At 72.3% G+C, this 21,881-nt stretch carries 23 protein-coding genes and 1 riboswitch; of the genes, 11 read left to right on the top strand and 12 right to left on the bottom strand.

Translation table 11 applies throughout. The features are described 5' to 3' along the window. Positions 1-5 precede the first annotated feature (5 nt). Positions 6-1,370: a class II 3-deoxy-7-phosphoheptulonate synthase gene (locus tag J7F03_RS15675; protein ID WP_374104340.1), complete on the top strand. Its 1,365-nt coding sequence runs from the start codon at positions 6-8 to the stop codon at positions 1,368-1,370. Positions 1,371-1,543: 173 nt separating this feature from the next. Further along, positions 1,544-1,801, top strand: a complete 258-nt coding sequence (locus tag J7F03_RS15670) for a bacterioferritin-associated ferredoxin (protein ID WP_214949878.1) — start codon at positions 1,544-1,546, stop codon at positions 1,799-1,801. 24 nt (positions 1,802-1,825) lie between these two features. On the opposite strand, the gene bfr is transcribed toward J7F03_RS15670, so the two are convergent. Then, a complete protein-coding gene (bfr, locus tag J7F03_RS15665; RefSeq protein WP_214949876.1) occupies positions 1,826-2,305 on the bottom strand; it encodes a bacterioferritin in 480 nt (159 codons plus the stop codon). Positions 2,306-2,479: 174 nt separating this feature from the next. Between bfr and J7F03_RS15660 the strand changes: the two genes are divergently transcribed. Then, on the top strand, positions 2,480-3,112 hold the full coding sequence (locus tag J7F03_RS15660; protein ID WP_214949874.1) for a sulfite oxidase-like oxidoreductase: 633 nt from the start codon (positions 2,480-2,482) through the stop codon (positions 3,110-3,112). A 36-nt stretch (positions 3,113-3,148) separates the two neighbouring features. On the opposite strand, the gene J7F03_RS15655 is transcribed toward J7F03_RS15660, so the two are convergent. From J7F03_RS15655 to thiO, 6 genes are all read right to left on the bottom strand, one after another. Next, positions 3,149-3,682 carry a DUF4396 domain-containing protein gene (locus tag J7F03_RS15655; RefSeq protein ID WP_214949872.1) on the bottom strand — a complete coding sequence of 178 codons (534 nt, stop codon included), beginning with the start codon at positions 3,680-3,682 and terminating at the stop codon, positions 3,149-3,151. Between the two features lie 84 nt (positions 3,683-3,766). Further along, positions 3,767-4,624: a deoxyribonuclease IV gene (locus J7F03_RS15650; RefSeq protein ID WP_214950013.1), complete on the bottom strand. Its 858-nt coding sequence runs from the start codon at positions 4,622-4,624 to the stop codon at positions 3,767-3,769. Positions 4,625-4,633: 9 nt separating this feature from the next. Then, positions 4,634-6,532, bottom strand: coding sequence for a Stk1 family PASTA domain-containing Ser/Thr kinase (pknB, locus tag J7F03_RS15645; RefSeq protein ID WP_214949870.1), 1,899 nt, complete (start codon positions 6,530-6,532; stop codon positions 4,634-4,636). Positions 6,533-6,696: 164 nt separating this feature from the next. Beyond that, positions 6,697-7,491 carry a thiazole synthase gene (locus J7F03_RS15640; protein ID WP_214949868.1) on the bottom strand — a complete coding sequence of 265 codons (795 nt, stop codon included), beginning with the start codon at positions 7,489-7,491 and terminating at the stop codon, positions 6,697-6,699. 5 nt (positions 7,492-7,496) lie between these two features. Then, positions 7,497-7,697: a sulfur carrier protein ThiS gene (thiS, locus tag J7F03_RS15635; RefSeq protein WP_214949867.1), complete on the bottom strand. Its 201-nt coding sequence runs from the start codon at positions 7,695-7,697 to the stop codon at positions 7,497-7,499. Further along, positions 7,694-8,881, bottom strand: coding sequence for a glycine oxidase ThiO (gene thiO, locus J7F03_RS15630; protein WP_214949866.1), 1,188 nt, complete (start codon positions 8,879-8,881; stop codon positions 7,694-7,696). Before thiO ends, thiS begins: the two co-directional genes overlap by 4 nt. Then, positions 8,879-8,991, bottom strand: a riboswitch (TPP riboswitch). (Overlaps the previous gene by 3 nt.) Before the next feature lie 126 nt (positions 8,992-9,117). On the opposite strand from thiO, the gene J7F03_RS15625 reads away from it, so the two are divergent. The 5 genes from J7F03_RS15625 to J7F03_RS15605 all read left to right on the top strand — a co-directional run bounded on the left by J7F03_RS15625 (position 9,118) and on the right by J7F03_RS15605 (position 13,587). After that, complete coding sequence (locus J7F03_RS15625) at positions 9,118-10,374, top strand: NAD(P)/FAD-dependent oxidoreductase (protein ID WP_214949865.1); 1,257 nt, start codon at positions 9,118-9,120, stop codon at positions 10,372-10,374. 124 nt (positions 10,375-10,498) lie between these two features. Beyond that, a complete protein-coding gene (locus J7F03_RS15620; RefSeq protein ID WP_214949864.1) occupies positions 10,499-10,864 on the top strand; it encodes an Rv2175c family DNA-binding protein in 366 nt (121 codons plus the stop codon). A 111-nt stretch (positions 10,865-10,975) separates the two neighbouring features. Continuing rightward, on the top strand, positions 10,976-11,626 hold the full coding sequence (gene thiE / locus J7F03_RS15615; RefSeq protein ID WP_214949863.1) for a thiamine phosphate synthase: 651 nt from the start codon (positions 10,976-10,978) through the stop codon (positions 11,624-11,626). Positions 11,627-11,729: 103 nt separating this feature from the next. After that, the gene (gene metF, locus J7F03_RS15610) at positions 11,730-12,644 is read left to right on the top strand and encodes a methylenetetrahydrofolate reductase [NAD(P)H] (RefSeq protein ID WP_214949861.1); all 915 of its coding nucleotides are present in this window, start codon (positions 11,730-11,732) and stop codon (positions 12,642-12,644) included. Positions 12,645-12,696: 52 nt separating this feature from the next. Beyond that, on the top strand, positions 12,697-13,587 hold the full coding sequence (locus J7F03_RS15605) for a hypothetical protein (protein ID WP_214949859.1): 891 nt from the start codon (positions 12,697-12,699) through the stop codon (positions 13,585-13,587). Positions 13,588-13,684: 97 nt separating this feature from the next. On the opposite strand, the gene J7F03_RS15600 is transcribed toward J7F03_RS15605, so the two are convergent. The 5 genes from J7F03_RS15600 to J7F03_RS15580 form a co-directional block, all read right to left on the bottom strand. Then, positions 13,685-15,097 carry an NAD(P)/FAD-dependent oxidoreductase gene (locus tag J7F03_RS15600; protein WP_214949857.1) on the bottom strand — a complete coding sequence of 471 codons (1,413 nt, stop codon included), beginning with the start codon at positions 15,095-15,097 and terminating at the stop codon, positions 13,685-13,687. A 10-nt stretch (positions 15,098-15,107) separates the two neighbouring features. Then, positions 15,108-15,722, bottom strand: a complete 615-nt coding sequence (locus J7F03_RS15595; protein WP_214949855.1) for a DUF4126 domain-containing protein — start codon at positions 15,720-15,722, stop codon at positions 15,108-15,110. A gap of 152 nt (positions 15,723-15,874) precedes the next feature. Then, the gene (locus tag J7F03_RS15590; protein ID WP_214949853.1) at positions 15,875-16,276 is read right to left on the bottom strand and encodes a DUF3040 domain-containing protein; all 402 of its coding nucleotides are present in this window, start codon (positions 16,274-16,276) and stop codon (positions 15,875-15,877) included. A gap of 328 nt (positions 16,277-16,604) precedes the next feature. Next, positions 16,605-17,363 (bottom strand): methyltransferase, encoded by a 759-nt coding sequence (locus J7F03_RS15585; RefSeq protein ID WP_214949852.1) that lies wholly within the window; start codon positions 17,361-17,363, stop codon positions 16,605-16,607. 72 nt (positions 17,364-17,435) lie between these two features. After that, the gene (locus tag J7F03_RS15580) at positions 17,436-17,933 is read right to left on the bottom strand and encodes an SAV_6107 family HEPN domain-containing protein (RefSeq protein WP_214949850.1); all 498 of its coding nucleotides are present in this window, start codon (positions 17,931-17,933) and stop codon (positions 17,436-17,438) included. 241 nt (positions 17,934-18,174) lie between these two features. On the opposite strand from J7F03_RS15580, the gene J7F03_RS15575 reads away from it, so the two are divergent. From J7F03_RS15575 to J7F03_RS15565, 3 genes are read left to right on the top strand one after another with little or no spacing between them, the layout of a single operon-like run. Next, the gene (locus J7F03_RS15575) at positions 18,175-19,047 is read left to right on the top strand and encodes an ATP-binding cassette domain-containing protein (RefSeq protein WP_214949848.1); all 873 of its coding nucleotides are present in this window, start codon (positions 18,175-18,177) and stop codon (positions 19,045-19,047) included. Next, a complete protein-coding gene (locus J7F03_RS15570) occupies positions 19,019-21,103 on the top strand; it encodes a YhgE/Pip family protein (protein ID WP_214949846.1) in 2,085 nt (694 codons plus the stop codon). The genes J7F03_RS15575 and J7F03_RS15570 overlap by 29 nt, the downstream gene beginning before the upstream one ends. Positions 21,104-21,139: 36 nt before the next feature. Continuing rightward, on the top strand, positions 21,140-21,772 hold the full coding sequence (locus J7F03_RS15565) for a TetR/AcrR family transcriptional regulator (protein ID WP_214949844.1): 633 nt from the start codon (positions 21,140-21,142) through the stop codon (positions 21,770-21,772). Positions 21,773-21,881 lie beyond the last annotated feature (109 nt).

Below are 21,881 nucleotides of genomic sequence, written 5' to 3'. Positions count from 1 at the left end.
GTAATGTGTGTGGGGTGACCGTGAACGCTGAAACCCAAGCCCCCGCCTCCAAGGCGACCTGGCGAGACCTTCCCGCGGCGCAGCAGCCCTCGTACCCCGATGCCGAGGCCCTGCGCGCTGTCGTCGCGGACCTCGAGTCGTATCCCCCCCTCGTTTTCGCGGGTGAGTGCGACCAGCTGCGCGCCCGTCTGGGAGCCGTCGCCAAGGGCGAGGCGTTCCTGCTCCAGGGCGGCGACTGTGCCGAGGCCTTCGACGCCGTGTCCGCCGACCACATCCGCGCCAAGCTGAAGACGCTGCTCCAGATGAGTGCCGTCCTGACGTACGCGGCCTCCGTGCCCGTCGTCAAGGTCGGCCGCATCGCGGGCCAGTACTCCAAGCCGCGCTCCAAGGACACCGAGACCCGCGACGGCATCACCCTGCCGACCTACCGCGGCGACTCCGTCAACGGCTTCCCCTTCACCGAAGAGGCCCGGATCCCGGACCCCGAGCGGCTGAAGCGCATGTACCACGCGTCCGCCTCGACGCTGAACCTGGTGCGTGCCTTCACCACCGGCGGTTACGCCGACCTGCGCCAGGTGCACGCCTGGAACCAGGACTTCGTGAAGTCCTCCCCGTCCGGGCAGCGCTACGAGCAGCTCGCGCGGGAGATCGACAACGCGCTGAACTTCATGAAGGCGTGCGGCACCGACCCGGCCGAGTTCAAGGCCGTCGAGTTCTACGCCTCCCACGAAGCGCTGCTGCTCGACTACGAGGGCGCCCTCACCCGTACGGACTCGCGCACCGGCCGGCTCTACGACACCTCCGGCCACATGGTCTGGATCGGTGAGCGCACCCGCCAGCTGGACCACGCGCACATCGAGTTCTGCTCGCAGATCGCCAACCCGATCGGCATCAAGCTCGGCCCCACCACCACGGTGGACGAGGCGCTCACCTACATCGACCGCCTGGACCCCGAGCGCGAGCCGGGCCGGCTGACCTTCGTCGTCCGCATGGGCGCCGACAAGGTCCGCGACAAGCTCCCCGAGCTCGTCGAGAAGGTCACCGCCTCCGGCGCGACCGTCGCCTGGGTCACCGACCCGATGCACGGCAACACCTTCGAGGCGGCCTCCGGCCACAAGACGCGCCGTTTCGACGACGTGCTCGACGAGGTCAAGGGCTTCTTCGAGGTCCACAAGGGCCTCGGCACCCACCCGGGCGGCATCCACGTCGAGCTCACCGGTGACGACGTCACCGAGTGCGTGGGCGGCGGCGACGAGATCTTCGTCGACGACCTGCACCAGCGCTACGAGACGGCCTGCGACCCCCGCCTCAACCGCAGCCAGTCCCTGGACCTGGCGTTCCTGGTCGCCGAGATGTACCGCGACCAGTAAGCGGGAAAGCTCAGTGTGAGCACCTCATGACGATGGGGCGCGGATCGAATGTGATCCGCGCCCCATCGTCGTATCCAGCTCTTTTAGGGGACCCTAAGTTTGGGTATGGTTAGGTAAGCCTCACCGAATAGGGGAGGGGCTGGCCGACCATTCCTGCCAGGGAGGTGAACCGCGTGTACGTCTGCTCTTGCTTCGGGATCACCGACAAGCAGGTCAAGGACCACGCGGCTGCCGGGGCCTGCACCCCCCGCCAGATCGCCTCGGCCACGAAGGCCGGCACCGACTGCGGTTCCTGCGTGCGCACCATCCAGGGCCTCCTCGGCCGCGGGGCCTGCCCGCGCCGGGAGCTGCTGGAGAAGGGCGACGCCGCCGCCGTACTCGCCGCGGAGCCGCTGGTGTCCGTCGGCGCGGAGCTCGTCGAAGCCGCGTAGGCCCCGCAAGCCCCCTCGTGGCGGCTAGCTCTCCGGCTGCTCGATGAGCTGCGCGATGTAGAGCGGCTCGCCGATGGACTCGATGAGTTCCAGCTGGGTGTCGAGGTAGTCGATGTGGTGCTCCTCGTCCTCCAGGATCTCCTCGAAGAGCCGCGCCGAGGTGACGTCACCCTTGCCGCGCATGACCTCGATGCCGCGCTTGAGGCGGTCGATCGCCTCGACCTCGACCTGGCGGTCGCACTGGAACATCTCCGTCAGCGTCTGGCCGACGCGCACGTGGAAGAGGCGCTGGTAGTTCGGGAGACCGTCGAGCATCAGGATGCGCTCGGTGATCTTGTCCGCGTGCTTCATCTCGTCGATGGACTCGGCACGGGTGTACTTCGCGAGCTTCGTCCAACCCTTGTTGTCCTGGATCCGGTAGTGGAGCCAGTACTGGTTGATGGCCGTGAGTTCGCCGGTCAGCTGCTCGTTGAGAAACTCGAGGACCTCGGGGTCGCCCTGCATCGCAGAGGGCTCCTTCCAAGCAATGTCAGCAATGTGACGGGGCAGGTGCGCGCATCCTTGCACCGCCACAGGTGGTCGTCCAGTAAGTGCCTCCTTAGTGGGAGTTACCGTGACTTGCCCGAATCAACCCGTACCTGGTCATGACCACCCTGCCAAGTCTGTCACCATGGAGGTATGGGTCAGCCGGAAAGCCGGGAATCTCCGGGATCAGAGCAACTGGAGCTTCCCCCGGGGCAGAGGCTGCAGCGAGGCTGGCCGGTCACCCACTACGGGCCGGTCCCCAAGTTCAAGCCGGACCGCTGGGAGTTCCGCGTCTTCGGCGCGACGGCCGACGGTGACAAGCACTGCTGGAACCACGAGGAGTTCGCGGCGCTGCCGTTCGAGTCCGTCGTGGCGGACCTGCACTGCGTGACGAAGTTCAGCATGCCGGGCGCCGAATGGGGCGGTGTGCTCGCGCGCACGATCCTCGACCTCGCCCCGCCGTCCCCGCAGGTCACGCACGTGATGGTGTGGGCCGAGTACGGCTTCAGCTCCAACATGCGCCTCGCGGACTTCGCCTCCGAGCGGACCGTCTTCGCCACCCACCAGGGCGGTGAACTCCTCACGGCCGAGCACGGTTTCCCGCTGCGGCTCGTCGTCCCGCACCTGTACGCGTGGAAGGGCCCCAAGTGGGTCCGCGGCGTCGAGTACATGACCGCCGACCGCCGCGGCTTCTGGGAGGAGCGCGGCTACCACAACATCGGCGACCCCTGGCGCGAGCAGCGCTACTCCTACCAGGAGGAGCCCGGGGACGGCCCCGAGCTGTAGGGCCCGCCCGTCCCGTCCCTCCTGCTCCGTCCCTGTTCAGTGGTGGTACTGGTGGACGACCGCGTGCCCCTTGCCGCGGCCGATCATCCACTTGTTGACCGGCGTCGTGACGACGAAGGCCACCGCGAGCGAGATCGCGAGAGCGATCCAGAACAGCGCGTCCGACAGCATCGCGTCCATCGCGCCCGGCCACAGGACGATCACCCCGTTGTCGATCAGCTCCATGACGGCGATCGAAAGGGTGTCCGCGGCCAGCGCCACCCGGATGGCCGTACGGAGGTCCACGCCGGCCGTGAGGACCCCGCGCAGGGTGAGCGCGTAGCCGAAGAAGAACGCGAGGACGATCGCGAGGACCATCGTCGGGACGTTCCCCCAGCCCAGCGCGGTGCCGATGACCATGCCGAGCACCTCGCCGATGGCGCATCCGGTGAGGCAGTGGAGGGTGGCCCGCGCCGCGGCGGCCCAGGTGACCTTTCCGCCGTCGTGCCCGTCGTGCCCGTCGTGCCCGTCGTGCCCGTGGTGTTCGTGTGCGTGGTGTGCGTGTGCGTGGTGTGCGTGTGCGTGCTCCATGACGACCCCCTGATGGGAAAACCCGAGTAGCGGCTCTGTCGCTATGACAGAACCGTATACCCCCCCGGGGTATTCCTCAACGGGTCATCCGAGCCCGCGGAGCTCCTTGAGCAGTGCCACGTCCGCCGCGTGGCCTTCCTTGCCGCCCGGCGTCTCCGTGATCAGCGGTACGCCGTCCATCGCCGGATGCGTGAACAGCTCGGCGAAGGCGTCCCGGCCGATGTGGCCCTGCCCGATGTTCTCGTGCCGGTCCTTGTGGGCGCCCAGGCCCTCCTTGGAGTCGTTCGCGTGCACCAGCTTCAGCCGGCCCTCGCCCACCGTGTCCACCAGCAGGTCCAGCGTCTGCTTCGTCCCGCCCGGCTCCGCCAGGTCGTGCCCGGCCGCGAAGATGTGGCAGGTGTCCAGGCAGATCCCGAGCTTCGGGTGGTGGTCGAGCGCGTCGAAGTACGGGCCGAAGTCCCAGGTCCGCGAGCACAGCGAGGAGCCCTGCCCGGCCGTGGACTCCAGCAGCAGGAAGGGGTCGTCGTCGTGCGTCAGCTCGTCCAGCAGCGGCAGCATGTGCTCCCTGACCTGCGCGTACGCCGCCTCGCGCGGGCGGCCCCCGGTCGCCGAGCCGGTGTGCACGACCACCCCGAGCGCCCCGATCGCACGGGCCCGGCGCAGAGAGTGCCGCAGCGACTCCACCGACTTCTCGACGGTCGCCTCGGTGTGCGAGCCGAAGTTGATCAGGTACGGCGCGTGGACGTACGCCGGGATCGATCCGGCCGCGCACGCCTCGCGGAACAGCTCGTCCTGCGCCGGGTTGCCGGCCGGGGTGGCCCAGCCGCGCGGGTTGGCGACGAAGACCTGCACGGCCTCCGCGCCCATCTCACGGGCGTAGGCCAGCCCGACCGAGGCGAGCCCGCCCGCTACGGGGACGTGCCCGCCCACTGGATTGCGTATCACGTGCTGTCAAAGCCCCTTGGTCCTGATGGTGATCGTGCTGCCCTCGGCGGCGTTCTGGCCGGCGGGCACCGACTGGGAGTCGATGGTGTTGCTGAAGGAGAGGAAGGGCCTGTCGACCTTCACCTTGAAGCCCAGCCCCTCCAGGGTCTTCTTGGCCGCGTCCACTTCCTGGCCGGTGACGTCCGGGACCGGGATCTGGCGCGGGCCCTTGGACACGGTGAGCGTGACCGTGTCGCCGGTGGCGGCCTGGGTGCCGGCGCCGATCGACTGGTTGGCCACCGCGCCCGCGGGGGAGGGGGAGTTGACCTGCTCGGGGGCAGTCGCCACCTTCAGACCGAGGTCCTCCAGGATGGAACGGGCCTGGTCCACGGGCTTGCCCGTCACGCTCGGCACCGGCACCGGGCGGCCCTTGCTGACCAGCAGCTTGACCTCCGTGTCCAGGGGCCGCTTCTGGCCGCCCGGCGGGTCCGTGCTGATCACCGAGCCCTGGGCGACGTCCTGGCTGAAGGCCTGCGTGAGCGCCCCGGCGGCCAGACCGGCCGAGGCGAGCTCCGCCTTCGCCGCCTCCAGCGGCTTGCCCTTCAGGTCGGGCACCACGACGACCTCGGGGCCGCGCGAAATGGTGAGCGTCACCGCGCCGTTGCCGCGGATGCGCTTGCCGCCCGATGGATCGGTGTTCATCACCGTGCCCTTGGCGAAGGAGTCGCTGAACTTGCGGTCGACCCGCTTCACGCCGAGACCGGCGTCCGACAGCCGGGACTTGGCATCCACCTCGGTCTTGCCGAGCAGGTTCGGGACCTTGGTGAACTGCCCGGAACTGATGTACCAGACGCTGGTGCCCAGGCTCAGGGAGAGCAGTACGCCGACGACGACGAGCAGCAGCCCGCGCCGGCGCGGCCGCCGGGGACCCGCCGGGGGCAGCGGCGGAGCCGCCAGCCGGGAAGTGTGGGACAGCGGCGCGGAGTGCGGGGCAACCGGCCGCGGGATCACGCTGGTGCGGTCCTCGGCGGCGGTCCGCTCCTGGGCGCGCGCCTGCGGCGGTACGAGGTCCAGCTCGGCCTCGCCGAGCTGCGCGCGGGCGTCCAGGACCAGCCCGAGGAGGGCGGCGGCGTCGTAGGGCCGAAGCCCGGGGTCGCGCGCGGTGGCTTGGGCGACGAGCTCGTCCAGCACGGCCGGCAGTCCGGGGACGGCAGCCGACGGGGGCGGGACGTCCTCGCCGAGGTGCCGGTAGAGCACCTGGGCGGGATTGTCGCCGGTGTGCGGCTTGGAGCCGGTGAGCATCTCGTAGAGCACGACACCGCAGGCGTAGACGTCCACGCGGGTGTCGGTGACGCCGTTCTGGATCTGCTCGGGGGCGAGGTAGGAGACGGTGCCGAGGACGGAGCCGGTGGTGTTCGTGACGGAGCCGACGGACCGGACCAGCCCGAAGTCGGCCACCTTGACGCGGCCGTCGTCGCCGATCAGCACGTTCTCGGGCTTCATGTCGCGGTGCACGAAGCCGGCCCGGTGCGCGGAGCCGAGGGCGGCGAGGACCGGCTCGAGGATGTCGAGGGCCGCACGCGGCTGCAGCGCGCCGCGCTCGCGGAGCACGTCGCGCAGGGTGCAGCCGGAGACGTACTCCATCGCGAGGTACGTGTACGGGCCGTGCGTGCCCTGGTCGAAGACGGCCACCACATTGGGGTGGGCGAGGCGGGCCACGGACTTCGCCTCCCGGATGAACCGGTCGACGAAGGCGCCGTCGGCGGCGAGCGCCGGGTGCATCACCTTCAGCGCGAGCACGCGGTCGAGGCGGGTGTCGACGGCCCGGTAGACCGTGGCCATGCCGCCGGCCGCGATACGGGCGTCCACGCGGTAGCGGCTGTCGAGCGTCTGCCCGACGAGAGGGTCGTCCATGGTCGTGTCCACCCGGCGATTCTACGAGGGCCGGGCTCGGGTCCGACCAGGGTGCCGTTCGTTGCAGCGCAGCTGTGACGCGGCCGCCCGCCCGCGGCACCGTTCCCGGGAGCCCGGCCCCCGGACCCGCGCGCCTCGACCCCCGGCGGGGCTGGATCCTCCAGCCCCGCCGGGGGTCAGAACGCCGGGCGTTCCGGGTCGAGGGTGGCGCGGCCCTCCACGGGGGAGGAGGGCTCCGCGAAGCGGCGTTCCGGGATCCGGCCCGCGCGGTACGCGAGGCGGCCCGCCGTCACCGCGTCCCGCATGGCCGCCGCCATCAGTACGGGCAGCTGCGCGCGGGTCACCGCCGAGGCGAGCATCACGGCCGAGCAGCCCAGTTCCATGGCCAGGGCCACGTCCGAGGCAGTGCCGGCCCCCGCGTCCAGGATCACCGGGACCCCCGCCCGCTCCGCGATCAGCTCGAAGTTGTGCGGGTTGCGGATGCCCATCCCGGAGCCGATCGGGGACCCCAGCGGCATGATCGCCGCGCAGCCCACGTCCTCCAGCTTGCGCGCGAGCACCGGGTCGTCGTTCGTGTACGGCAGGACCGTGAAGCCCTCGTCCACCAGGATCTCGGCGGCGTCGAGCAGCTCCACGCCGTCCGGGAGGAGTGTCCGCTCGTCCGCGACGACCTCCAGCTTGATCCAGTCCGTGCCGAGGGCCTCCCGGGCCAGGCGGGCGGTGAGCACCGCCTCGCCCGCCGTGAAGCAGCCCGCGGTGTTCGGCAGCACCGCGATCCCGAGCTTGGTCAGGACGGACAGGACGGAGCCCTGCACCGTCGGGTCCAGCCTGCGCATCGCCACGGTCGTGAGCTCGGTGCCGGAGGCCACCAGCGCCCGTTCCAGGATGTCCAGGCTCGGCGCCCCGCCCGTGCCCATGATCAGGCGCGAGGAGAAGGTCCGGCCGCCCAGGGTGAAAACGTCGTCCGCCATGGTGCTCAGCCTCCCTGGACAGCGGTGAGGATCTCGACGCGGTCGCCGTCCCGCACGGAGGTGTAGGGCCACTGGCCGCGCGGCACCACCGTCTCGTTCAGGGCTGCCGCGACCCCCTTGGTGGCCTGGGTGAGGGTGGCGACCACCGCGCCGAGCGTGGTTCCGGCCGCGATCTCGCGCTGCTCGCCGTTGACGGAAATGGTCATGCGTACGACTCCTGACGCGTGAGGGCGAATCGACGGGGGGTGAAGGGGCGTGCGATCTCCGGGAGTCGGCCGGTGGTCAGCAGCTCCGCCATGACGTCTCCGGTCAGCGGGGTCAGCAGGACCCCGTTGCGGTAGTGCCCGGTGGCCAGGTGCAGGCCCGGCAGGTCGGTCGGGCCGAGCAGCGGGGCGTTGTCCGGCGAGCCGGGCCGCAGCCCCGCCCGGGTCTCCACCAGCGGGAGTTCGGTGATGCCGGGTACCAGTTCGTGGGCGTCGCGCAGGAGCTCGTAGACCCCGCCCGCGGTGACGGTGGTGTCCCAGCCCAGTTCCTCGCTGGTGGCGCCGACGACGAGCTCGCCGTTCTCGCGCGGCACCAGGTACACGTGGCTGCCGCGCACGACGGCCCGTACCGTCCGCGAGAGGAACGGCGCGTACGACGGCGGCACCGCGAGCCGCAGCACCTGGCCCTTCACCGGCCGTACGGGGGCCGCGACCCCCGGCGGTACGCCGTCCAGGCACCCGCTGAGCGAGCCCGCGGCCAGCACCACCTGGTCGGCGAGCAGCTCCGTGGCGTCGGCGTCGTCGAGGACCGCGCCCGAGGCCCGGTCGGCGGTGGTCAGCAGCCGCGCGGCCTTCGCCCGGTGGAAGGCGACTCCGGCCCGCTCGCAGGCGGCCAGCAGCGCGGCCGCGAGCCGCCGCGGGTCGACCTGGTGGTCGCCGTCCACGCGCAGGCCACCGCGTACGCCCGGGGCCAGCATCGGCTCCAGGCGGCGGCACTCGCGCCCGGTCAGCCACTCCGACTCCAGGCCGCAGCGCCGCTGGAGGGCGTGCAGTTCGCGCAGGTGGAGGCGGTCGTCGGAGTCGAGGGCCACGGCGAGGGTGCCGCAGGCCCGGTAGCCGATGTCCATGCCGCCGCTGGCCTCGGCGAGTTCGGCGGCGAACTCGGGGTACCGGGCGGCGGAGGCGACATTGAGCCCGAGCAGCGTCTCCTCGCCGTAGTGCAGCTCGGTGACGGCGGCGAGCATGCCGGCCGCGACCTGGGCGGCGCCGCCGCCGGGCGCCGGGTCGGCCAGTGCGGTGCGCAGCCCGCTGCGGGCCGCCCGCCAGGCGGTGACCAGGCCGATGATGCCGCCCCCGATGACGAGGACGTCGTAGCCGGGACTCCGGCTCTTCCTGGATGAATGCATGGGCGTCCAGCCCCTCCCTTCGCCGGCATGACCCGGATCAGGTTCGTACGGTCGGAGGCCGGCCAGCCTCCCTCTCAGCCCGGTGCGCCCGGACTCCCGCGATAGGTTCGGTGGCCAGAGTAACGCCGAGCCCGACGGCGGGTAAGGCTGCCTCCCCGCTCCCGGTCCGCGCCGGGTCCGCGCAGTGTTCGCGCCCGCTATTCCTGACGGACCGTCAGATGATTAGGCTGGGCCGCGTGAGCGAGCAGACGCAACAGACGGAACACACGCGGCGCGGAGTCGTCGTCGTAGGCGCCGGCATGGCCGGGGTCCAGACCGCGGTCGCCCTCCGGGAACAGGGCTGGACCGGCCCCGTCACCCTGTTGGGCGCCGAACCCCACCAGCCCTACGACCGGCCCCCGCTGTCCAAGGCGGTGCTCCTCGGCAAAGCCGAGGACTCGGCCTTCGACGTCGACTTCGAGGGCCTGGACATCGAGCTCCGCCTCGGCGTCGAGGTCACCGGCCTGCGGCCCGCGGCCCACGAGGTGGACACCGAGGCGGGCCCGGTCCCGTACGGGGTCCTCGTACTGGCGACCGGCGCGCGGCCGCTGACCCTGCCCGGCGCGGAGGGCGTCCCGGGCGTGCACCTGCTGCGCACCCTGGACGACGCGGCCAGGCTGCGGCCCGTGCTCGCGGCGGGCTCGGCGGTGGTGGTCGTCGGCGCGGGGTGGATCGGCGCGGAGTTCGCCACGGCGGCGCGCGAGGCCGGCTGCGAGGTGACCGTGGTCGAGGCGGCCGACCGGGTCCTGGCGGGCGCGCTTCCGGCGGAGGTGGCCGAGCCGATGGGCCGCTGGTACGCCCAGGCGGGCGCCGCTCTGCTGACGGGCGCGCGGGTGGCCTCCGTGGAGGAGGGCCGCGTGCTGCTGGCGGACGGGCGGGAGCTGGCGGCCGGCGCGGTCGTGGTGGGCATCGGCGCCCGGCCCGCGACGGACTGGCTGGCGGGGTCGGGCGTCGAGCTGGGCCCGGACGGGGCGGTCGTCGCCGACGAGCACCTGTGCACCTCGGTGCCCGGGGTGTACGCGGTGGGGGACTGCGCGTCGTTCCCCTCCGGGCGGTACGGGGCGCGGCTGCTGGTGCACCACTGGGACAACGCGCTGCAGGGGCCGAGGGTGGTGGCGGCGAACATCCTGGCCGCGGGCTCCGGGGGAGCGGATGCGGGAGCGGACGCGGAGCAGCGCTACGACCCGGTGCCGTACTTCTGGTCCGAGCAGTTCGGCCGCTTCGTGCAGTACGCGGGCCACCACGGCGCGGCGGACACGCTGGTGTGGCGCGGCGACCCGGCGGCCGCGACCTGGTCGGTGTGCTGGCTGCGGGACGGCCGGCTGGTCGCCGTCCTCGCGGTGGGCCGACCCCGCGACCTCGCCCAAGGCCGCCGCCTCGTCGAATCGGGCGCACAGGTGGACCCGGCCAAGGTCGCCGACCCCGCGACCGCGCTGAAGTCGACGACCGTCTAGGTCGCGGAGGAGGGGCGGCCGGGGAGGTGCGCGAGGGGCGCGGGCGCCCTGCCGGACACCGGCCGGACCCCGGACGGGGCCGCTCGGGTACCGGCAGCGAGTCCGAGATGGCAGGCTTGTGCCCGTGACCGAGATTGACGCAAAGATCGATGCCCTTGTTCCCGCCTGGCTGTACCTCCCCGACATCGCGGAGATGCTCGACATCGAAGTGACCAAGGTTCGCCAGCTGGTCAAGGAGGGTCAGCTGCTCGCGGTGCGCCGCGGCGAGAACCGATCCCTCCAGGTCCCCGCCGCCTTCATCGACGGCGACAAGATCGTCAAGGGCCTGGTCGGCTTGCTGACCGTGCTCCGCGACGACCGCTTCACCGACGTGGAGATCCTGGAATGGCTGTTCACCGCCGACGACACCCTGCCCGGCACCCCGGTACAGGCGCTGAGCGAGAATCGCGGCACGGAGGTGAAGCGCCGCGCTCAGGCGCTCGCCATCTGACCTGACTCCGCCTCTCACGAGGTACACGCAGTGCAACGCCACGCGCGGTGTGCGGGCCCCTCCCGGGGCCCGCACACCGCGTACGTACGACACACCACCCCGGGGGTACCCATGTCCGCCATCGCCGCCCAGTTGTCCGACGCCCGGCTCTACCTGTGCACGGACGCCCGCAAGCGGCAGGGCGACCTCCCCCAGTTCCTCGACGCCGTCCTCGCCGGAGGCGTCGACATCGTCCAGCTCCGCGACAAGGGCATGGAGGCGGGCGAGGAGCTGGAGCACCTCCAGGTCTTCGCCGACGCGGCCCGCCGCCACGGCAGGCTGCTCGCCGTGAACGACCGCGCCGACGTCGCGCACGCCATCGGCTCGGACGTACTGCACCTCGGCCAGGGCGACATCCCGGTGCCCGCCGCCCGCGCCATCCTCGGCCGCGAGGTCCTCATCGGCCGCTCCTGCCACTCCGAGGCCGAGGCCGACGCGGCCGCCGCCGAGCCCGGCGTCGACTACTTCTGTACCGGCCCCTGCTGGCCCACCCCCACCAAGCCCGGCCGCCACGCCCCCGGACTCGCGCTCGTGCGCCACGCGGCCTCGCTCGCGCAGGACCGGCCGTGGTTCGCCATCGGCGGCATCGACGCATCGAATCTGGACGAGGTGCTGGACGCCGGCGCCTCCCGCGTCGTGGTGGTCCGCGCCCTGACCGAGGCCTCCGACCCCGGCGCCGCCGCCGCCGACCTGGCCAAGCGCGTCCGCGCCCGGCTCGCCTAAGGGCTGTCACCCTCCCGACGCTCCACCGACCGGCTGTCTCATTTCCATGTCCAATGCGTGGACACCGCTTCGGTGTCCACGGGACCGCGTCTAACCTGCCCGTATGGCCCTTGGTACCGCTTCCACCTGGTCGGACCGTGCACACACGGTCCGAGACCTCCTCGCGTCCGGGCGCTCGTACTCCTTCGAGTTCTGGGCACCCAAGACCGAGAAGGGCGAGCGCAACCTCTGGAACGCCCTGCGCCGGATCGAGGCGGTGGCCCCGAGCTTCGTCTCCGTCACCTACGGGGCCGGCGGCTCCACCCGAGGCGGGACCGTGCGGGCCACCGAGCAGATCGCCGCGAACACCACGCTGACCCCCGTCGCGCACCTCACCGCCGTGGACCACTCCATCGCCGAGCTGCGCCACGTCATCGGCCAGTTCGCCGACGCCGGCATCCGCAACATGCTCGCCCTGCGCGGAGACCCGCCGGGCGACCCGATGGGCCCGTGGGTGGCGCACCCCGAGGGCGTGCACTACGCCGCCGACCTGGTCCGGCTGCTCAAGGAGTCCGGCGACTTCTGCGTCGGCGTCGCGGCCTTCCCCGAGATGCACCCGCGCTCGGAGGACTGGGACACGGACATCCGGCACTTCGTGGACAAGTGCCGCGCGGGCGCCGACTATGCGATCACCCAGATGTTCTTCGACCCCGAGAATTATCTGAGGATGCGCGACAGCGTCGAGAAGGCGGGCTGCGAGACCCCGATCATCCCCGAGGTCATGCCTGTTGTGGGCATCAAGCAGCTCGACCGGCTTCCGCAACTCAGTACCGCGGTCTTCCCCGCAGCAGTGAAAGAGCGCATGCTCGCCGTCAAGGACGATCCCGCCGCTGTACGCTCCATTGGCATCGAGTTCGCCACGGAGTTCTGCGCGCGGCTGCTGTCCGAGGGTGTCCCGGGACTGCACTTCATCACGCTGAACAACTCCACGGCGACTCTCGAGATCTACGAGAACCTGGGCCTGCACCAGCGGGCCTGACCGGCGGGCCCCCCGTTCCCTGGGCGGTCGGCCGCACCGAGAGGGGCCACGCATGGGAATGACGGTCCTCTACATCGCGTTCGGATTCGTCGCGCTGTGGCTGCTTGCCGAGGTCCTGATGCAGTACAAGGCCCGGCTGCGCTGGCGTCTGCTCGCCTTCGCCGGCTTCCTCGGCGTCGTCGCCGGCGTCGTACTGCCGTCCGTGCTCGTCATCGGCGCCGGCGCGGTCGCGTTCGCGATCGGCCAGACCCTGGTGACCCTCTCCTTCCGCAAGGGCTTCGTGGCCGGCTGGGCGCTGCGCCGGGACAAGCCCGCGCCCGCCGCGCCGCAGAGCCGGCGCCGCCGGGCAGGCGGACCGCGGCAGGAGCCCGCGCTCCAGGTGACGGCCCTGGAGTACGGCCCCGAGGCGGTGGCGGCCGACGAGGACGAGGACTCCGCGGCGTTCGCCGACTCCGGTTCCGCACACGCCGGGGCCCAGGACTTCTACGCCGTGCAGCCGGTGCCCGAGGAGACGGGCTCGTACGGGATCCAGAGCATCCAGAGCACCGGCGCCTTCGCCTCGCCTTTCACCACGGCCGAGCAGGACTCCCACCAGTACGCGGCGTACTACGACCCGCAGGTCCAGGGCGGCTACGACTACACCACCGGCTACCCGGCCCCCGGCGAGCAGCAGGTCTACGCCGCCTACTCGGACCCCTACATCGGCACCGGCGGGGCCGTCGCCCCCCAGCAGCCGTACGGCTATGCCCCGTACGGCGACTACGCCCCGGACCCCTACGCGGCCGCGCAGCAGCAGGAGCAGTACTCCATGGACACCCCGCCCGGCGGGGTCTGGGTCCCGCAGCAGCGCTCCACCGACGGGGGCGCCCAGCCCTACCCGGTGGACGAGCAGCAGCAGTACCCGTACCAGGGCACCGGCGAGTACGAGCAGTACCGCTACTAGGCCCTGTCGTCACAGTGGAGCGGCCCAGGCGCCACTTCGACGACTGGGCCTGGAGCGCCGCCGGCCCGGCCGGGAGGCCGGGTCCCCAGCAGACCGCCTACCGCGAGCCGCGGAAGTCCGCGCCCTCCACGATCAGCCCGGCCACCAGGGCCCCCGTCATCCCCGCGTGCGCCAGCCCGCCGCCGGGATGCGCCCAGCCACCGGCGAGGTAGAGCCCGGGCAGGGCGGTGGTGTTCGCGGGATGCAGCAGCCGGCCCCCGGCCCCGGCCAGCGAGGGAGCGGGCACGGCGCCGCCCACGGCGCCGGTGGCCGCCTCGATGTCGGCCGGGGTGCGCAGTTCGTGCCACAGCAGCCGCTCCCGCAGCCCGGGGACCGCGCGGCCGGCCGCGGCCAGCAGCTCCTCGGCGGACGGCGCGGGCCCGCCGGTCACCACGGCGTGCACGGTGACCGCCTCGTGGTCCGCGTCGGGCCGGGTGGCGGGGTCGTCGGGGCGCAGCACGGTGACGGACCGGTGGGGCCGCAGGGCCGCCGGCATCGTGCGGTGCGCGGCGTCGCCGTCACGGGCCCCGCGCAGCGCGGCGAACAGGGTGTACCAGCGGGCGGGTTCCGGGCGGGCGGGCGCGGCGCCCGGGCCCGAGGGGATCCGCAGCCGCCGCGGGTCGGCCGCGCAGACCACGGAATCGGCTTCCACCACGTCTCCGTCGGCGAGCACCAGCCCGGCCGCGCGGTCCTCCCGTACGAGCACCTCCCGGACCTCGGCGCCGAAGACGAAGCCGACCTTCCGCTCCAGGCACCGCTCGTACACGGCGGTGGCCAGCTCCCGCATCCCGCCGCGCACGTACCAGCTGCCGAAGGTCTGCTCCATGTAGGGCAGCACCGCCGCGGAGGCGGGCGCGGTCGCCGGATCGATCCCGTAGGCGCGCACTCGCTCGGCGAGCAGCTCGCCGAGGCCGTCGCCGCCGAGCTCGCGCGCGGCGACCTCGGCCAGCGTCGGCGGCCGGCGGCGCAGCAGCCCGCTCCCGCGCAGCGCGGGATAGGGATCGCGGCCCAGTGCCTGGTGGTCGGGGCGCAGCGGCTCCTCCAGCAGTGGGCGGCGGGTGGCGTCCCAGGCGTCCCGGGCGCGGCCCAGGACCGCGCTCCAGCGGTCGCCCGCACCGGACCCGAAGGCCTCGTCCAGGACGGCCGCCGCACCGCCGTGCGATGCGCCCGGGAGGGTGACCGTACGGCCGTCAGCGAGCACGTGACGGACGGCCGGGTCGGCCTGGACCAGCTCGGCGCACTCCTCCAGCGGCCGCTTGCCGGTCTTGACGAACAGATCGCGGTACACGGCGGGCAGGTGCAGCAGCCCGGGGCCGGTGTCGAAGGCGAAGCCGTCGCGCTCGTAGCGGCCGACGGCGCCGCCGTAGGTCTCCCCGCGCTCGTACACCGTCACTTGATGCCCCGCCACGGCCAGCCGGGCCGCCGTAGCCATCGCGCCCATCCCGGCGCCGATCACCGCAATTCGTGCCATGCGGCTGAGCCTATCGAGCGACGCGGGCGACCTCGGCGGCGAGCCGCTTCTCCTCGCGGCGCTGGGCCCGGCGGCGCAGGAAGCGGCGGATCCTTGCCCAGAGGTAGATCAGCAGGGCGAGTCCGGTGACGAGCAGGACGGCCGCGATGATCGCGGCGGCCTCCGGGTTGAACATCGCGAAGGTGACGATCCCGGCCACGCCGAGGTCCTCGGCGGTGCTCATGACGACATTGCTGAAGGGCTCGGGCGAGGTGTTGATGGCCATGCGGGTGCCGGCTTTGACGAAATGGCTGGCCAGGGCGGTGGAGCCGCCGACGGCGCCGGCGGTGATGTCGGAGAGCGAGCCGCTCTGCCCGGCCAGCAGCGCGCCGACCACCGCTCCGGACACCGGGCGGATCACGGTGTGGACGGTGTCCCAGAGCGAGTCCACGTACGGGATCTTGTCGGCCACCGCCTCGCAGAGGAAGAGCACCGCCGCGACGATCAGCACGTCGGTGCGCTGCAGGGAGGCGGGGACGTCGTCGGTCAGGCCGGTCGCGCCGAAGATGCCGAGCAGGAGGACCACCGCGTACGCGTTGATCCCGCTGGCCCAGCCGCTGGTGAAGACCAGGGGGAGGACACTCACCCGATCATCATGCCGTACGGGGGTGTCTCTCGGCCGGAGACCGGGGGCCGGGGGCCGGGGGAGGGGGGCGATCCGGCGGGGCGGCGGACACAGCGGTGAGGGGACGGCCGCCTTCCGGCGGCCGTCCCCTCACCCGAGTCTGTCGGCGGGGCCTACTGCCCCTGTTCGTCACGGCGGCGCTGCCACCGTTCCTCGATACGGGTCATCATCGACCGACGCTGCCGGTTCTGGCCATGGGCCGAACCGCCTGCACTACCGGAGGCGGGCTGCTCACCAGGCTTGGGTGCCTTGCGCCAACCGGTGACCACGAGAACCGTGCAGCTCAGCATGACGAGGAACCCCACCACGCTGATCCAAAGCACGTTCGGCACGATCACACCGGTCATGAGGAGCGCGATACCCACCACAATGCCTGCGACTGCCTGGTAGACCCGTCGCCGGGTGTACGTGCGCAGTCCGCTTCCCTCAAGCGCTGTAGCGAATTTGGGATCTTCGGCGTACAGCGCTCGCTCCATCTGCTCGAGCATTCGCTGCTCGTGCTCCGAGAGCGGCACGGGAGTCCTCCTCATCCGTCGGTCGCGGGGGGTAGCGACCAGGGGTCCCCTTCAGGATAGGCGGGGAATCGCCCCCGTGATACCCGCCCTCTACGCCACGTTCTAAAAACACTGCCCTTGGAAAGTACCGAGGAAAGCACAGTGCCGTCTTGAAGACGGTGCTGTCACAAACGAGTGTTGCGCGAAGCCGGACCACCCTGCGAGCGGTCCTTGAGGGCGTTATTCCCCAGAGGTCCGCGCGGCATGCCGGTCACTGACCCCGATCATACGGGTCACGGCGCCGGTTCGGAGGGTGAGTGGCCCACCGCGTTCCCGGAAGGTTCGCAGATCAGGCGGGCTTCTCGCCGAGGACGTGCAGCTGGGTGGCGACCGCGTGGAAGGCGGGCAGCTCCGCGGCGGCCTCTTCCAGGCGCAGCAGGGCCTCGACCGCGCCGGGCTCGGTGTCCACCAGGCCACCCGGAACCAGGTCGGCGAAGACCCGGACGCCGTGCACCGAGCCGACCGTCAGACCGGCGTCGCCGACCAGCGCGGCGAGCTGCTCGGCGGTGAAACGGCGCGGTACCGGGTCGCCCGGTCCCCAGCGGCCGGCCGGGTCGGTGAGCGCCGTACGGGCCTCCGTGAAGTGCCCGGCGAGCGCGCGGGCCAGGACGGCCCCGCCGAGCCCGGCGCCCAGCAGGCTGAGGATGCCGCCGGGGCGCAGGGCCGCCACCGCGTTGGCGACGCCCTCGGCCGGGTCGTCCACGTACTCCAGCACGCCGTGGCAGATCACCACGTCGTAGGCGTCGCGCTCGACGACCTCGAGCAGGCCCTGGGCGTCGCCCTGCACCCCGCGGACGAGGTCTGCCACACCGGCTTCGGCGACCCGGCGCTCCAGTCCGAACAGCGCGTTCGGGCTGGGGTCGACCACGGTGACCCGGTGGCCGAGGTGGGCCACCGGCACGGCGAACTTGCCGGTGCCGCCACCGGTGTCGAGCACGTCCAGCACGTCCCGCCCGGTCGCCTTCACCCGGCGGTCGAGTGCCTCCTTGAGGACCTCCCACACCACGGCGGTGCGGAGGGAGGCGCGGGGGCGGGAAGTGTCCGACACGGCTGATGGCTCCTCGGCGCGTTTTGGGCGAGCGGTTCGTGCCCACCCTATGGCCTTCGGCTGCCGGGCAGGTCATCCCGCGTCGGGACGCTCCGCCCGTGGCAGTGGCAGGCCCTGCGACGGGCCGGCGGGCGTGATCGGCCGGAGCGCGAGCATCCGCTCCACCAGGCGCAGGAACATCGCCACCTCACGCACCAGGTCGTCCGCGTCCCGGTTGGTCGCCGCGCCCGCTATCCCCGCCTCGGCCCGCGCCCGGCGGGCCGCGCCGGAGGCGAAGAGCGCGCTCCACTCGGTCAGTTCGGGCGCTATCTCCGGGAGCACCTCCCACGCGCTGCGGATGCGCGGCCTGCGCCGCGGGTTCACCGGCTCGGGCCGCCCGCGCGCGGCGAGCACGGCCGCGGCGGCGCGCAGCGCGGCGAGGTGGGCGGTGGCGTACCGCTCGTTGGACCGGGTCAGCCGGGCGGCTTCGGCCAGGCCCTCGTGGGCCTTGACGAGCAGATCGAGTGCGGCGGGTGGTGCCGCCGACTTCCGCGGGACGGGGTGGACAGGGGACGGGGACGGTGTGGCCATGACGAACCTCCTGTCGTTGCGTGCGCTTTCGCGCTGCCTGGTGTGGCTCCGTGCGGTGCCGTGCTGTGCGTGTTCCGTGCGTGTCCCCATCGTGAAGGCCGCCACTGACAATCGCGCTGACCTGCGCTTTCGCCTCATCGGCAGGGGCCTTGCCCGGGCAACTTCCCCCCGGTGCGCACCGGATGCCGCCAAGGATGCTAGTTTTTGAACTGACTGGTCAGTTCAAAAGAAGGAGGACGGCGTGGACAGCCCGCACGGCGCGGCCGTCAAAGCCGAGGGCTTCGGACTCAAGGGCCCGCGCGGCTGGGTCTTCCGGGGCGTCGGGATCGACGCGGCGCCCGGCTCGCTCATCGCGGTCCAAGGCCCCTCCGGAAGCGGCCGGACCTGCCTGCTCCTCGCCCTCACGGGCCGGATGAAGCCCACCGAGGGACACGCCGAGATCGGCAGTCACCGGCTGCCGAAGAGGATGGCCGCGGTCCGCCGCGTCGCCGCCCTCGGCCCGGTATCCGGGGTCAACGACCTCGACCAGGCCCTCACCGTCGCCGAGCAGCTGCGCGAGGGCGCCCTGCTCCAGCGCCGCTACGAGGGCCCCGTCCGCGCCCTGCTCCGCCCGCGCGGCGAGCGCCGCAGCTCCACCGCGGCCCGGATCGCCGCCGCGCTGGCCGCCGCCGGACTGGACCTCGCGACCCTGCCCAAGGGCCCGCGGACCTCCGTACGGGACCTGGAACGGCTGGAATCCGTACGGCTGTCGGTGGCCATCGCGCTGCTCGGCTCACCGCGCCTGCTGGCCCTGGACGACCTCGACCTCAAGCTCTCCGACGCCGAGCGCGCCGAGGCCTGGGACCTGCTCCGCTCGCTCGCCGCCCGCGGCACGACCGTCCTCGCTGTGTGCAGCGAGGCCCCGGCCGACGCGACGGTGCTGCGGACGGTCGCGGACGCCGCCGCCGACCCGGAAGCCGACCCGGAAGCCGACCCGGACGCCGCGGAGCCCGCCGCCGTGCCCCGGCCCATGGACTCCGAGATCACCTGGGGTTCCCCCGAGGGCACCGGCACCACCGACACCGACGAGACGAAGGGGGACGACGATGCGCTCACCGAAGCTGGCCGCGCTTGAGCTGAAGCGGTTCGGGCGGGGGAAGCTGCCCCGGGCCGCGCTCGTCGCACTGCTCCTGCTGCCGCTGCTCTACGGAGCGCTGTACCTGTGGTCCTTCTGGGACCCCTACAGCCGCCTCGACAAGGTGCCCGTCGCCCTCGTCAACTCCGACCAGGGCGCCACCGTGGACGGCAAGCGCATCGACGCCGGCGACGAGATCACCCGCAAGCTGCACGACAGCAAGACCTTCGACTGGCGCGAGGTCAGTGCCGAGGAGGCGGCCGAGGGGCTGGAGGACGGTACGTACTACCTCTCCCTCACCATGCCCGCCGACTTCAGCACGAAGATCGCCTCCAGCTCCGGCGAGGACCCCGCCACCGGAGCCCTCCAGGTCCGCACGAACGACGCGAACAACTACATCGTCGGCTCCATCTCGCGCACCGTCTTCTCCGAGGTCCGCTCGGCGGCGTCCACCAACGCCTCCCGCGGCTTCCTCGACAAGATCTTCGTCAACTTCTCCGACCTCCACGACAAGACCGCCGAGGCGGCCGACGGGGCCGACAAGCTCACCGACGGCGCCGGCAAGGCCCAGAAGGGCGCCAAGGACCTCGCGGAGGGCCTGGAGACGGCGAAGGAGAAGAACGGCGAGATCACCGGCGGCCTGAAGAAGCTGAACGGCGCCGCCGGACAGCTCGAGACCGGTACGAAGGACATCGCGGCCGGTACCCAGCGGCTCGCCGACAAGGTGGGCGGCGCCGCCGACAAGGCCCGCCCCTTCCTCAAGGACCCCAAGCAGCTCGCGGACAGCGCCGAGCTCGTCGCCGACACCGCCAAGGTCGTGGGCAACCACCTCGAGACCTTCACCAAGGCGGCTCCCGCCGCCGCCACCGTCACCCAGCGCGTCTCCACCGGCGCCGCCGACGTCTACGCGAAGACCTGCACCACCGGCACCAAGCCGCTGCCCGCCACCTGCCCCCAGCTCAAGAAGCTCAAGGACGACGCCGCCGAGGGAGCCGAGCTCGCGGGCGACGTCAACACGCTCGTCAAGGACACCGGCGGCGACATCGGCACGCTCCGCACGCAGCTCTCCGACCTGGAGCGCGAGGCCCGCAAGCTCGCCACCAAGGCCCCCGGCCTCTCCGCCGACCTCGATTCGGCCGTCGCCCAGGTGAACGCCCTCAACGACGGAGCCCACAAGGTCGCCACCGGCATGGCCAAGCTGCACACCGGCATCGGCACCGCCACCGAAGGCTCCGGCGCCCTCGGCGTGGGCGTCGGCAAGCTCGGCGACGGCGCGCACAGCCTCGACGGCGGCCTGGTCAAGCTCGTGGACGGCAACGGCGAACTCGCCGGCGGACTGCACGACGGCGCCGGCAAGATCCCCGACTACGACCAGCAGCAGCGCGACACCCGCACCGAGGTGATGGCGGACCCGATCCAGCTCGCCAACCAGTCCCTGCACAAGGCGCCCAACTACGGCACCGGCTTCGCCCCCTACTTCATCCCGCTCTCCCTGTGGGTCGGCGCGATGGTCGCCTACATGCTGATCGCACCGCTGAACCGGCGGGCGCTCGCCGCCGGCGCCTCACCCTGGCGGATCGCCCTCGCCGGCTGGCTGCCCGTGGCCGGGCTCGGCGCCGCGCAGGTGGCCGCGCTGATGTCCGTACTCCACTGGGGGCTCGGCCTGCAGATGGCCCGGCCGGCGCTCACCGTGGCCTTCCTGATGCTGGTCACCGGCTGTTTCGCCGCGATCGTCCAGTGGCTCAACGCCAAGTTCGGCGCCGCCGGGCGGATCCTGGTGCTGGCCGTCCTGATGCTCCAGCTGACCTCGGCCGGCGGCACCTACCCCGTCCAGACCAGCCCGGGGTTCTTCAACGCCATCCACCCCTACCTGCCGATGTCGTACGTGGTCGAGAGCCTGCGCCGCCTCATCACCGGCGGCGACCTCGCCCCGGTCTGGCAGGGCTGCGCCGTACTGGCCGCCTTCACCGCGGGCGCCCTCGCCCTCACCGCGCTCGCCGCCCGCGGCAAGCAGGTGTGGACGATGGACCGGCTGCATCCCGAACTGAGCCTGTAGCCGGTGGAGAGCGGCCGACCTGTGAGAATCAGCGCCATGGAACGCAGCAGCACCGGTACGGCCGCGGGCGGCGGCCGCCGCCAGGCCACACGGCAGAAGCTCTACGAAGCCGCCGTCACCCTCATCGCGGAGCAGGGATTCTCGGCGACCACGGTCGACGAGATCGCCGAGCGGGCGGGCGTTGCGAAGGGCACCGTCTACTACAACTTCGCCAGCAAGAACGACCTCTTCGAGGAGTTGCTGCGGCACGGGGTCGGGCTGCTGACCGAGTCCCTGCGGTCGGCGGCGGAATCGACCGAGGCCAGGGGCGGGAGCCGGGTCGAGGCGCTCGACGAGATGATCCGGGCCGGGTTGGTGTTCATCGACCGGTACCCGGCCTTCACCCAGCTCTACGTCGCCGAGCTGTGGCGGACCAACCGGACCTGGCAGTCGACCCTGATGGTCGTCCGGCGGGAGGCGGTCGCCGTCGTCGAGACGGTGCTGCGCGAAGGCGTGGAGCGGGGGGAGCTGAGCGCGGAGATCGACGTGCCGCTGACCGCCGCCGCACTGGTCGGGATGGTGCTCGTGGCGGCGCTGGACTGGCAGTCGTTCCAGAGCGAGCGGTCGCTGGACGACGTGCACTCGGCGCTGTCGCTTCTGCTGCGGGGACGGGTCAGCGGCAACCGCTGACGGGTACGCCCGATCGGCGGTGCCGCTGGGACGCGGCGGGCGCGTAGAACTGGTGGGGCGGCTGAGTATCCGTACCTAGGCGCGGAAATGAGTACGCGCGCGGATGGGC

The sequence above is a fragment of the Streptomyces sp. ISL-43 genome (assembly GCF_018614195.1).
Classification (GTDB): domain Bacteria; phylum Actinomycetota; class Actinomycetes; order Streptomycetales; family Streptomycetaceae; genus Streptomyces.
Note: the sequence above shows the minus strand (reverse complement) of the source record. Positions and strands in the feature narration are given on the sequence as shown.